A 12,022-nucleotide genomic window follows, 5' to 3' on the forward strand; every position below is an offset into this window, starting at 1 on the left:
GCGGGCTAGCCCTTCAGGATTGCGGTTCGACCAGGATGTAGCGGGTGCTACGTCCGCCGGCCGGACCGCGAACCAGCAGTCCCCGGACGAGGAGATCGTCGATATCGCGGAGCGCCGTGTCGTGCGAGCATTTCGCGATCTGCGCCCATTTGGACGAGGTCAGGTTTCCTTCGAAACCGTCGAGGAGACGCGTGAGCATCGCCCTCTGACGCGGATTCACCGGCTTGGCATCCAGGGCCCGCCAGAAACGCTCCTTGCGCAGCACCGCATCGAGCATGGTCTCCGCATCGGCGATCGCCGAATCGAGCACGCCGAGGAACCAGGTGAGCCGCGCCGTGATCTCGAGATCGCCCTTCTGGGTCGCCTCAAGCGTCTCGTAATAGGCGTTCCGCTCGGTGCGCAGACGCGCCGACATGCTGTAGAATCGGCGTCCCGTCCCCTCGGCCCGGGCGAGGGCCATGTCGGCGATGGCTCTGGCGATGCGGCCGTTGCCGTCATCGAACGGATGGATCGTTACGAACCAGATGTGCGCGATGGCCGCCCTGAGAACGGCGTCGGTCGTATCGTCGGCGTCCTCGAACCAGTTCAGGAAGCGTTCCATCTCCGCGGCCACCTGGGCGGCGGGAGGGGCCTCAAAGTGCACCCGCTCGCGTCGCCATGAACCCGACACGACGCGCATCGGTCCCAGTGCATCGGTTCGCCAAGCACCCACAGTGATCGGCTGTAGCCCGACGTCACGATCCGGAAACAGGGCCGAATGCCACGTGAACAGGCGCGCGGACGTCAGAGGCTCCGCGAACCGCTGCGTCGCGTCGAGGACCACGGTGGCGATCCCCTCGACCTGCCGTCCCGCCGGGACGAGTCCAGCGGTTTCGATCCCGAGCTGTCGCGCCAGGGACGATCGAACCTGGTCGCGAGCCAAGCTCTCGCCTTCGATCTGGCTCGTCTCGACGGCGTCCCGGGTGAGCGTCTCCAGGACGGCTTCCTCGCGGACGTTGAAGCCGAGTCCTTCCATCCGGCCGAGCAGGCGGCCCTGCCTGTAGCGAACAGCCCCCAGTGGAGCGAGCAACGCCGCGTCGTCCCAGCGGAAATGTGGCCACTCCGGCCGGTTGTAGATGTACATCAATCAACGCATAACATGCGTCGATTGCGCAGTTCAATCGACGCATCGCCGGAGACGGGAGAACCCGTCCGGCAGCCCTCACAGAATGAACCGGCTCAGATCCGCATTGGCCGCCAGGTCGGCGACCCGGTCGCGCACATACGCGGCATCGATCGGCACCGTCTCACCCGACCGGTCAGTGGCGGTGAACGAGATCTCGTCGATCACCCGTTCCAACACCGTCTGAAGCCGGCGGGCGCCGATATTCTCCACCGACGCATTCACCTCGACGGCGACCCGGGCAAGCGCATCGACGGCATCCTCGGTGAAGGTGAGGGTCACGCCCTCGGTCTCCATCAGGGCGACGGTCTGCTTGAGCAGGCTCGCCTCCGTGCTGGTCAGGATCTGCCGGAAATCGTCCACCGTCAGGGGCTGCAATTCGACCCGGATCGGCAGCCGGCCCTGCAACTCCGGCAAAAGATCGGCCGGCTTCGAGACATGGAAGGCGCCCGACGCGATGAACAGGATGTGGTCGGTCTTCACCGGACCGTGCTTGGTGGCGACCGTCGTGCCCTCGATCAGGGGCAGCAGATCGCGCTGGACGCCCTCCCGGGAGACGTCGCCGGAGGAGCGGCCCTCGCGGGCGCAGATCTTGTCGATCTCGTCGAGGAACACGATGCCGTTGTTCTCGACCTCGCGAATCGATTCGCGCACGAGCGCTTCGTCGTCGACGAGCTTGTCCGATTCCTCGGCGATCAGCGGCGCGTAGGCGTCCCGCACGAGGATCCGCCGTGGCTTGCCGCGCTGGCCGCCCAGCGCCTTGCCGAGCATGTCGCCGATGTTGATCGCCCCCATGGACGCCCCCGGCATTCCGGGGATGTCGAACATCGGCAGGCCCGCGGGGGCGCCGGATGTCAGTTCCAGCTCCACTTCCTTGTCATCGAGTTCGCTGTTGCGGAGCCTGCGCCGGAAGCTGTCGCGCGTGGCCTGGCTGGCCGTGGCACCGACCAGGGCGTCGAGGATCCGGTTCTCCGCGGCCGCCTCGGCCTTGGCCTTCACGCCCTCGCGCTTGGTCTGGCGGGTCAGGCCGATCGCCACCTCCACGAGGTCGCGCACGATCTGCTCGACGTCGCGGCCGACATAGCCGACCTCGGTGAACTTCGTGGCCTCGATCTTGAGGAACGGCGCGTTGGCAAGCCGCGCGAGGCGACGGGCGATCTCGGTCTTGCCGCAGCCCGTCGGCCCGATCATCAGGATGTTCTTCGGCGCCACCTCCTCGCGGAGCGGGCCGGTGAGCTGCTGGCGGCGCCAGCGATTGCGCAGCGCAATCGCGACGGCGCGCTTGGCGTCGTGTTGCCCGACGATGAAGCGATCGAGTTCGGACACGATCTCGCGCGGAGAGAACGTCGTCACCGCTGGTCCATCCCTGTTCCCGGCCGGATCGCCCGAACCCTGCGCCGGGAATGGGGTCCCGCGCGCCCCCGCGCAAGGGGCCGCGCGGGGGCGTAAGATCGCCTCAGTGCCCCGCGGGTGCGGTGTTGGGGTTGGCCTTGTCGTGCGTCCCGAACCGTTCGACCAGAGTCGCGCTCGCCGCGTTGAGCCCCACGACCTCGACGGTGCGCCCCCGCGCCCGGGCCTTGAGGACGACGCGGTCCAGGGCGGCGACCGCCGAGATGTCCCAGAAATGCGCGGCCGTCACGTCGATGATCAAGCGCTCGACGGGTTCGAGCACGTCGATCGCCTCCGAGAACGTCCCGGCGGAGGCAAAGAAGACCTGCCCGGTGACCCGGTAGGTCCGGGTCCGCCCGTCGCCTGAGCGTTCGGAGGTGACCCGGCTGAGCCGCGAGACCTTCCCGGCGAAGAACACGCCCGACAGGAGCACGCCGGCGAGGACGCCGAGGGCGAGGTCCTTGGTGGCCACCACCACCACGACCGTCGCCAGCATCACCGCCGAGGATGGCAGCGGGTTCGTGCGCAGTTGCAGGAGGGAGCGCCAGGAGAACGTGTTGAGCGAGACCATGATCATCACGGCCGTCAGTGCCGCCACCGGCACGACGGCGAGCAGATCCTGGAGCGCCACGAGGAGCAGGAGCAGGAAGGCCCCCGCCACCAGAGTGGAGAGCCGGCCCCGCGCGCCCGAGGAGACGTTGATCACCGACTGGCCGATCATCGCGCAGCCGCCCATGCCGCCGAACACGGCGGAGGCCATGTTGGCGACGCCCTGGCCCATGCACTCACGGTTCTTGTCGCTGGCGGTGTCGGTCATGTCGTCGACGATCTGCGCGGTCAGCAGGCTCTCCAGCAGGCCGACGGCGGCGAGCGTCACCGCATAGGGCAGGATGATGCGCAGGGTCTCCAGGGTCGGGGGCACGTCCGGCAGGGCGAAGCGCGGCAGCGACGACGGAAGGGCGCCCAGATGCGAGACCGTGCGCACGTCGAGGTGGAAAAGCGCCGTGACCGCGGTGAGCACGGCGATCGCCACAAGGGGCGAGGGGACGACCCGGGTGACCCGCGGAAACCCGTAGATGATCGCCAGCCCGAGGGCGATCAACCCGTAGGTCGCGGGCGTCACGCCGGTGAGTTCGGGGAGCTGCGCCAGGAAGATCAGGATCGCCAGCGCGTTGACGAAGCCGGTCATCACCGAGCGCGAGACGAACCGCATCAGCCGGCCGAGCCTGAGCAGCCCGGCCAGGATCTGCAGGACGCCCATCAGGATGGTCGCGGCGAAGAGGTACTGTACGCCGTGCTCGCGCACGAGGTCGATCATCACCACCGCCGTGGCGGCCGTGGCGGCGGAGATCATCGCGGGCCGCCCGCCCGCGAAGGCGATCGTGCAGGCGATGACCACCGAGGCGTAGAGGCCGACCTTCGGGTCGACCCCGGCGATCACCGAGAATCCGATCGCTTCCGGGATCAGGGCGAGGGCGACGACGATGCCGGAGAGGGTGTCGCCGCGGATCGTGCCGAGCCACGGGCCGGGGAGGCCGCGGGTCGCGGAGGTACTGGGCTGCATGTGATGAACATTCCGCACGAGACGCGCGTCCGCGCGCTCGGCGGACGGGAGGGCATCTCGGATGCGTGGTCCGGCGGATCGGCGGCCGGAAGAGCCACCCGGGCTTTCGCCGGGTCCTTGCGAATGCACCGGTCCTACGGTGCTCCGCGCGGCAACGCAACGGCGCCCTGGCGTCGGGGCGGTTTCAGGCCGCCCGCACCTGGGCCACGAAGCCGGAGACCTCGCCGCCCAGCCCGTTCGAGCGCCGGGCGATGTCGGCGGCCGCCTCCAGGACCTGCGCGGCACTGACGCCGGTCTCGTGCGCCGCGTTGAGGACCAGGGCCATCGTCTCGGTGACCGAGCGGGTCCCGCTCGCCGCCTCTGAGATGCTGCGGGCGATCTCCTGCGTGGCGAGCTGCTGCTCCTCCACCGCGGCGGCCACGCCGATGGCGATGCCGTGCACCTGCTCGATCGTGCCGCCGATCTCCTCGATCGCGGAGACGGCCTCGTGCGTCGCGGCCCGCATGGCGGCGATCTGGGCGGCGATCTCCTCGGTGGCCTTGGCGGTCTGCGTCGCCAGCTCCTTCACTTCGGTCGCCACCACGGCGAAGCCACGGCCGGCCTCGCCGGCGCGGGCGGCCTCGATCGTGGCGTTCAGGGCCAGCAGATTGGTCTGCCCGGCGATGGTCGAGATGAGGGACACCACCTGCCCGATCCCGTCGGCGCTTCGGGCCAAGGCCTGGACGCTGGTGCGTGTCCGCCGGGTCGCCTCGACCGCGCTCTCGGCCGCGTTCGAAGTCTGGGACACCTGAACGCCGATCTCGCTCGCGGTCGCGGCGAGTTCCTCGGTCGCGGCCGCCACCGCCTCGACATTGTGCGCGGTGGTCTCGGCGGCGCGCGTGACCGCCTGGGACTGGACACCGGCATGCTCGGCGTTGCCCGCCATCGCGGCCGCCGCCCGCTCCATGCCCGACGCCGCGCCGGCGAGGTGCGAGACGAGGCTGCCGATGCTGCCCTGGAACTGATCGGCGAGACCGGCCATCTCGACCTGCTTGCGCGTGGCCGCATCGATATCCTGCCGCTGATGCTCCTGGCGGAGGGATTCGGCTTCGAGCAGGGTCTCGTTGAGGATCTTGGTGCTGGTCCAGATCGCGCCGATCTCGTCCCGGCGCGGCGTCACCGCCGGGAGCGCGTGATCGCCCCGCGCGAGGCGCTCGATCGCCTCCGCGACCGCCCGCAGCGGCCGGGCGATCTGGCGCTGTCCCACCAGGAGGCCGAGGGCGCAGCAGATCAGCGTGCCGGCGAGCGCGAGGCCGAGGAGGAGGAGCGTCCGCCCTTGGAACAACGCCTGGGTGTCGCCCTTGACCGCCGCCATCTCGGTGCGGCCCTGGCTCACCAGGGCGTTGATGCTGGTCTGGAACGCCTTGCGGTTGGCCTGATTGGCATCGTTGAAGCCGAGATCCGCGGCGGCGCGCGGGCTCACGGTCTCGCCGGCTTCGGCGAGGGCCATCCGCAGGGTCCGGAAGGAATCGGCATTGCGCGCCATCACGTCGAAGAGCGGGCGCTCGGACGGCGCGACTTTCGGCGCCCATTCGGCGCGCAGGGCGTCCATCTCGGCCAAACCCTGCCGGAGACGGGCCGCGTATTTCGCGGCCTCGGTGCGGTCGGCGGAGGCGTAGATACCGCGGGAATCCATCGTGACCTCGGCGGCGAGGCGGTTGAAGTTCGCCGCGTCGAGCGCCCGGATGGATGCACCCTCGACGCTGATGAGCGCCTGTTCGAAGCTGTTCAGCGTTGCCACGCTGACGCCGGCGACGATCAGCGTCGTCAGGCTGCAGGCGCCGACGAAGCCCAGGAGTTTCCCGCCGATATGCATGCTCTTCCAACCCTGCAGGTTTGATTGGATGCAAAATATCGTCAATTGTTCAAAAGGCGGTTAACTGAGCAAAGGCGCTCGCTATTGGTATCCGCGGTTTATTGTCGGCTCATTCGCCGGAGGTCACGGAGAGCTCAGGCGTCTAGGCGGCATCCAGCGCCTCGATGACCAAATTACCGTTCGTATAAACACAGATCTCGGCGGCGATGGCCATGGCCCGGCGCACGATCGCCTCGGCGTCGAGATCGCCGTCCTCCAGGGCCCTGGCCGCCGCCAGCGCGTAGTTGCCGCCCGAGCCGATCGCCATGACGCCGCTTTCGGGCTCCAGCACGTCGCCGGACCCCGACAGGAGCAGGCTCACGTCGCGGTCGGCGACCAGCATCATCGCCTCGAGGCGGCGCAGGTACCGGTCGGTACGCCAGTCCTTCGTGAGTTCGACGCAGGCCCGGGTCAGTTGCCCGGGATATTGCTCCAGCTTGGCTTCGAGCCGCTCGAACAGGGTGAAGGCGTCGGCCGTGGCGCCGGCGAAGCCGCCGATGACCGCCCCCTTGGCCAGCCGCCGGAGCTTGCGGGCGTTGCCCTTCACGATGGTCTGGCCGAGGCTGACCTGCCCGTCGCCGCCGAGGACGACGCGACCACCCTTGCGGACCATCAGAATCGTGGTCGCATGCATCTGAGGCACGGCGCCCCGGTCGTCCTGCCTGTAGGCGTCCTGGCTCAAGGTTCGGCTCCGATCTCGACCGCGTCGAGATGGGGAGTCTTGAGGGCGCCGTCCAGCCGTTGGTTCGGGATCGGCCGGCGACCCCGCGCGGTCCGACGGATCTTATTCGGCGACCGCCTCGGGGGTCTGCACCGATCCGGCATCCGCGAGGATCGAGCGGGCCGCGGCCTCGGCCAGAAGGGCATAACCGCGATCCGCCATGTGCAGGCCGTCGGAGGCGAAGAGCTGCTTGGTCGTGAGTTTCCCCTCGCGCACCCAGCCGTGCATCAGGTCGGCACGCCGGATCACCGGCACATCGAGTTCGTCGCCGATGCTGCGCACCGCTTCGAGGAACCGCGATGCGCCCGGGGTCGCCTCGAGCTTCGGACACCATTGCGGCTCCATCAGCACGACATCGATGCCGGCATCGCGGATCCGGCGGATCGCCGCCACAGTGGCCTCGCGGAAATGCGCGATCGAGACCCCGCGCAGCGGGTCGTTGCTGCCGGTCTGCCAGATGACGAGCTGGGGTTCGGCCGCGATGACGTCGCGGTCCAGGCGCGCAAGCATGTCGTCGACGTGCTCACCGCCGATGCCGCGATTGACCACCGACACGTTGATCCCGCGCAGCGTCTTGCGCAGGTCGATCTGAAGGCGGGCGGGATACGCGTTGGCCGGGCTCGACGCGCCGATACCCTCGGTGGACGACGAGCCAAAGGCCACGATCTTCAACGGCGCGCCGATGGCGATCTGGCGGGCGACGTGCGGCAGGTCCGGGCTTTCCTGAAGATCGATGCCGAAGAGATCCAGGGATTCGGGCAGGAGATCCGCATAGGCGAGGACCGCCGTGGGCAGAACGAGGAGACCGCAGAGCACGCCGAGGCGGCGCAGCATTCGGCGGACCGGCCGCGCAGGCGTCAGGGCGGTAGTGAATTTTGACACGGGATCGACGGCTCCAGCGCTCCTGAATGACGGATACAATCTGTCACATGGGTTCGGAAAGTGCCGTTTTTCGGACCGCTTGAAAGTCAGATGAATTCGTAACACAAAATTAAGTGCCCAAGGCTGGCCGGCGCGGATTCAGACTTCGTCAACGGGTCTGCCCGCTTGCGGCACCGCTCAGGGCAACACGGCACGGACGATGCGTCCGGGCTCGTGCGGATCTCCGGGAGGGCGGCGGAGACCGTGGTTCGTCGCATCGGGCGCCACGTCCGGACGGGCCGCGAGCCGCGTCGCGCCGTCCCTGGGTCGACCGCTTGCGCATCGCGATCCTCACCTCCTCCACCGAGCCCAGCGGCACCGGGGTCCATGCCCTGGCGCTCGGCGAAGCCCTGTGCGGGCTCGGTCACGAGGCCGTCGTCCACGCCCCGGATCCGACCGGGCGCGGCTTCTTCCGCGACGCGCGCTGCCCGGTGATCTCCGTGGCGGCCAAGCCCATCCACGGATCCGCCGCGGCGGTGGTCGGGGCGCGGATCGCGGATTACCTCGCCCATTTCTCGATGCCGGCCGCCTGCGATTTCGACGTGTTCCACGCCCAATGCAGCATCGGCGGCAATGCCCTGGCGACGCTCACGCGGCGGCGACTTGTCTCCGGGTTCGCGCGCACGGTCCACCGCATCGACGCCTTCGCGGACTCGCAGCTGGCCCGATGGCAGGATCGGGCGATCGTCGATGCCGGCCGCCTGCTCTGCATCAGCCGTACCTGGGCGGCGACGCTCGCGGCCGAGTACGGCGCACAGGCCGAGGTGGTGGGCAGCGGCGTCGACGCGGCGTTCTACCGGCCCGAACCGGAGCCCGGCGACGAGGCTCTGCGTCGGCGACTTGGTCTCGGCGCCGGCCCGGTCTTCCTGAGCGTCGGCGGATTTGCGGCGCGCAAGAACACCCGCGCGGTCATCGCGGCCTTCGCGGCGCTCCACAGACGCAGTCCGACGGCGCAGCTCGTGGTGGCGGGACAGGCGTCGATCCTCGAACCGCCCGGATACGAGGCCCTGTGCCATGCCGCGCTGGAGGATGCGGGTCTGCCGGTCGGTCCGGGCTGCCCGGTCGTTCAGACCGGACCGATCGCCCAGGCCGACATGCCGGCCCTCTACCGGCTGTGTTCGACGCTGGTCTCCCCGTCCCTGACGGAGGGCTACGGCCTGTGCGTGCTGGAGGCCATGGCCTGCGGCACCCCGGTGATCGTCTCCGCGCGCCCGCCCTTCACCGAGTACCTCGCCCCCGGCGAAGCCCTGTCGGTGAATCCGGAGGATATCGAAGCCCTGGCGGCGGCGATGCGGGCGAGTCTGGAGCCGGAGCGGCGGGCGCGGTTGCGCGCGGCCGGTGGCGATGTCGCCCGGGCCCATGCCTGGGCGGCCTGCGCGGCGCGGCACCTGCCGACCTACGCGGCGCTCCTTCCAGGTGCCGGGCCGGCGGTGCCGGCCGCCACCGGCTCGGCAGCCTGGAACACGACGCGGATGCCCACCGATGCCTGAGATGCGCTTCCACATCCGCTGGCCGGACGGATCCCGTGAGGCCTGCTATTCCCCCTCCCTGGTCATCAAGGATCATCTCGCGGTCGGTCAAGACTATCCCGTCGACGAGTTCGTCAGCCTGAGCCGGCTGGCCCTCGGGATCGCCAGCGAGCGGGTCCGCATCCGCTACGGCTTCCCCTGCGGGCGGGCTCAAGCGCAGCTGGCCCGGATCGAGGCGGCCGCTTGCCGCCAGGGGGCGGGGACCGTCCACGTGGAATCCTTCGAGGAGTGACGGCCTGCGCCGGGACGATTCGCCCCGGGACGGAAACGGGCGCGCCCCGGGTTGTCGCCATGTCCGGGTGGGGAAGCTGATGAACGCGGTTGTGATCCGGATTGCGACGGTCCTCGTTCTCGCCGCCATGCCGGCGGTCGCGCAGACGCGGCCGTCGAGCACCGCGATGACCTGCCAGCAGGCCGAGCGGCTGATCCAGGCGCGGGGTGCCCTGGTCCTGGGCACCGGCGGCATGACCTATGACCGATTCGTGCGCGACCGCTCCTTCTGCGAGGCGACCGAAATCGCCAAGCGCGCCTTCCGCCCGACCCGGGACAACCCGAACTGCCTGATCGGCTACACCTGCTACGAGCCCGGGGCCGGGGACTGGCCGGGCGAGGATTTCTGAGCCGCTTTCTTCAGGTTGGGCCGCGGTTTCGCGTCCGGACGCTGTGCGGGCTCATGGCCCCGACCAAGCCGCGGCAGTCTCAGAAACGGGTCCGGGAGGGACCTCGGCAGACCCTCGGGCCGCCCGGGCGGTCGACGCCCTACACCGCCGGACCGCCGGGGGCCGGTTCGAGGGCGACGATCACCCGCCGATCCCCCGCCCGGCGGGTGAACCCCGTCGCATCGAGGTGCTCCAGGAGCGGGATCGAGAATTTGCGGGAGATTCCCAGCGCCGCGCCGGCCTCCCGGGCCAGGAAGCCGGTCTCCGGCGTCGCCGCCTGCGGGAAGGCGTCGACGAGGCGCGTGCGGGCACTCGCCACCGCCTCCCGGTGGAACAGGACCGCGCGGCGCTGGACCCGGTCGACGGCCCGGATCACCGTCCCGGCCCCGACCAGATAGGTCAGCGCTTCGCGCCGGCGCACGTCGCGACCCACGGCCTCGGTCTCGTCGGGCGGGTTGAGGCCGGCGCGCCGGAAGATCTGCTCCAGCTTCCGGGCTGCTTCGCTCTCATTGCGGGCAGGGTCGAAATCGGCGCGCCGCCACAGGGTACCGGCCTGGACCACCGTACCCGCCGCCGCGAGGGTACGCAGGGCCGTGCCGGTGAGCGCGTCCGGGAGTGCCAGGGATCGGGACAGGCGTTCGAGCGCGATCCCGTGCTCCATCGGATTGTCCCGGTGATGCTGCGCGAGCGTCGCCAGGATCCCGGTGCGCAGCGCCTCGAAGGCCCCGGCGCCGACGAACCGGTCACCGATCTCCAGGGCCCCCGCCTCGCTCAGCATCGCGCGGACCCGGGCCGGGGCCGCCCCGGCGAGCCGGGCGAGGTCCACCAGCGGGGCACCGGCCGCGCCGGCCTGTCCGAGGCGCACCGCGATCGCCTTCGCGGGCTGCCCCGCGGCCAGGGCGGCGAGGTCGGCCAGGACGCGCGGATCGTGGCGGCGGCGGCGGCGGCTCCCCGGATCGAGGACGCGCCCGCCGGCGACCGTCGCGGCCGGCGAATCGAGCCGGAGCACGAACGGCTCCCGCGCCGGCACAGCGACCGACTCGGCCAGGTGCAGCTGCGCCTGCGCGCTCGCCCCCGGCTCCAGGGCGTCCCGGTCGAGCAGGCGCAGCCGGGCCTCGACCTCGGTCGTCCCGAACAGGAGCCGGCAGGCGGTGCCGCTGCCGAGGGCGTCGGTGGCGCTGGCGGCGGCCGTGATCGCGACATCGAGCCACGCGCTCGGGGCGAGCAGGCCCGGCAGCGCCAGGGCCTGTCCCCGGGCGATCTCGTCGAGGCCGACTCCCCGCAGGGCGACGGCGGTGCGCCGCCCGGGCTCGGCCCGGTCCACCGGGCGTCCGTGGATCTGGAGACCGCGCACCACCGCGCTTCGACCGCCGGGCACGATCTCGACCGTGTCGCCGACCGCCAGCGCCCCGCGCCTGAGGGTCCCGGTCACCACGGTGCCGAAGCCCGCCCGGGAGAAGACCCGGTCCACCGGCAGGTAGGGGAAGCCGTCGTCGCTCCCGGGTTCCGCCTCCGCCAGCAGCGCGGCGAGGGACGCCGTGAGGTCGGCGATCCCGGCGCCCGTGACCGTCGATGTCGGGATGACCGGGCCCGCCTCGAGCCCGGCGCGGGCCGCCGCGGCGGCGATCTCGGCTGTCCGCGCCGCGAGGGTCTCGGGCGTGGCGAGATCGGATTTGGTCAGGGCAAGGACGCCGCGGCGTACGCCGATCAGCCGGGCGATCTCCAGGTGCTCGACGGTCTGCGGCTTGATGCCTTCATGGGCATCCACCGCCAGCAGAACGGCGCGCATGCCGGTCGCTCCCGAGACCATGGCGCGCACGAATCGCTCGTGGCCCGGCAGGTCGACGAGGTCGATCTCCCCCCGCGCCGAAGGCAGCAGGGCGAAGCCCGGGACGATGGAGACGCCGCGGGCCCGCTCCTCCTTCAGCCTGTCCGTCTCGATCCCGGTAAGGGCGCGCACCAGCGCGGTCTTGCCGTGATCCACATGGCCAACCACGCCTACGAGAAGTGTCTTCAACGCAGTCACCGACCCGACCATCGCTACGGCGCCGCCGTCCACGCGGAGCGCACACATCTCGTCGTAGGGAATCCCGCCGCGCCGGCTCTTCGTCGAGCCATGGGCCGCCGGACGGTCGGGGCCGGGGCATGCGCGGCAGATGGATTGTGGACAATTTGTCTTGCCA

Annotated in this window: 10 protein-coding genes and 1 other annotated feature; of the genes, 3 read left to right on the plus strand and 7 right to left on the minus strand. The window is 70.5% G+C overall.

The features are described from left to right. Positions 1–13: 13 nt before the first annotated feature. The 6 genes from AC3IF1_RS10565 to AC3IF1_RS10590 form a co-directional block, all read right to left on the minus strand. On the minus strand, positions 14–1,123 hold the full coding sequence (locus tag AC3IF1_RS10565; RefSeq protein ID WP_489217498.1) for a Fic family protein: 1,110 nt from the start codon (positions 1,121–1,123) through the stop codon (positions 14–16). A 78-nt stretch (positions 1,124–1,201) separates the two neighbouring features. Further along, on the minus strand, positions 1,202–2,515 hold the full coding sequence (gene hslU / locus AC3IF1_RS10570; RefSeq protein WP_243973793.1) for an ATP-dependent protease ATPase subunit HslU: 1,314 nt from the start codon (positions 2,513–2,515) through the stop codon (positions 1,202–1,204). Between the two features lie 103 nt (positions 2,516–2,618). Further along, positions 2,619–4,115: a SulP family inorganic anion transporter gene (locus tag AC3IF1_RS10575; protein WP_489217499.1), complete on the minus strand. Its 1,497-nt coding sequence runs from the start codon at positions 4,113–4,115 to the stop codon at positions 2,619–2,621. Between the two features lie 64 nt (positions 4,116–4,179). Then, positions 4,180–4,235 (minus strand) — a sequence feature (sul1 is cis-regulatory element that is thought to sense ions involved in sulfur or methionine metabolism; They are found in Alphaproteobacteria). 64 nt (positions 4,236–4,299) lie between these two features. Further along, positions 4,300–5,970 carry a methyl-accepting chemotaxis protein gene (locus AC3IF1_RS10580; RefSeq protein ID WP_489217500.1) on the minus strand — a complete coding sequence of 557 codons (1,671 nt, stop codon included), beginning with the start codon at positions 5,968–5,970 and terminating at the stop codon, positions 4,300–4,302. A 142-nt stretch (positions 5,971–6,112) separates the two neighbouring features. Continuing rightward, on the minus strand, positions 6,113–6,643 hold the full coding sequence (gene hslV, locus AC3IF1_RS10585; protein ID WP_489220369.1) for an ATP-dependent protease subunit HslV: 531 nt from the start codon (positions 6,641–6,643) through the stop codon (positions 6,113–6,115). 150 nt (positions 6,644–6,793) lie between these two features. Continuing rightward, the gene (locus AC3IF1_RS10590) at positions 6,794–7,564 is read right to left on the minus strand and encodes an SGNH/GDSL hydrolase family protein (RefSeq protein ID WP_243973826.1); all 771 of its coding nucleotides are present in this window, start codon (positions 7,562–7,564) and stop codon (positions 6,794–6,796) included. Positions 7,565–7,926: 362 nt separating this feature from the next. On the opposite strand from AC3IF1_RS10590, the gene AC3IF1_RS10595 reads away from it, so the two are divergent. The 3 genes from AC3IF1_RS10595 to AC3IF1_RS10605 all read left to right on the plus strand — a co-directional run bounded on the left by AC3IF1_RS10595 (position 7,927) and on the right by AC3IF1_RS10605 (position 9,800). Continuing rightward, positions 7,927–9,141 (plus strand): MSMEG_0565 family glycosyltransferase, encoded by a 1,215-nt coding sequence (locus tag AC3IF1_RS10595; protein WP_489217501.1) that lies wholly within the window; start codon positions 7,927–7,929, stop codon positions 9,139–9,141. Next, on the plus strand, positions 9,134–9,412 hold the full coding sequence (locus tag AC3IF1_RS10600) for an MSMEG_0570 family nitrogen starvation response protein (RefSeq protein WP_243973789.1): 279 nt from the start codon (positions 9,134–9,136) through the stop codon (positions 9,410–9,412). Before AC3IF1_RS10595 ends, AC3IF1_RS10600 begins: the two co-directional genes overlap by 8 nt. A 79-nt stretch (positions 9,413–9,491) precedes the next feature. Then, a complete protein-coding gene (locus AC3IF1_RS10605) occupies positions 9,492–9,800 on the plus strand; it encodes a hypothetical protein (protein WP_489217502.1) in 309 nt (102 codons plus the stop codon). A 139-nt stretch (positions 9,801–9,939) separates the two neighbouring features. Here the strand turns inward: AC3IF1_RS10605 and selB are convergent, their stop codons facing one another. Beyond that, positions 9,940–11,877 carry a selenocysteine-specific translation elongation factor gene (gene selB / locus AC3IF1_RS10610; protein WP_489220370.1) on the minus strand — a complete coding sequence of 646 codons (1,938 nt, stop codon included), beginning with the start codon at positions 11,875–11,877 and terminating at the stop codon, positions 9,940–9,942. Positions 11,878–12,022 lie beyond the last annotated feature (145 nt).

The sequence above is a fragment of the Methylobacterium sp. E-012 genome, from assembly GCF_057836545.1.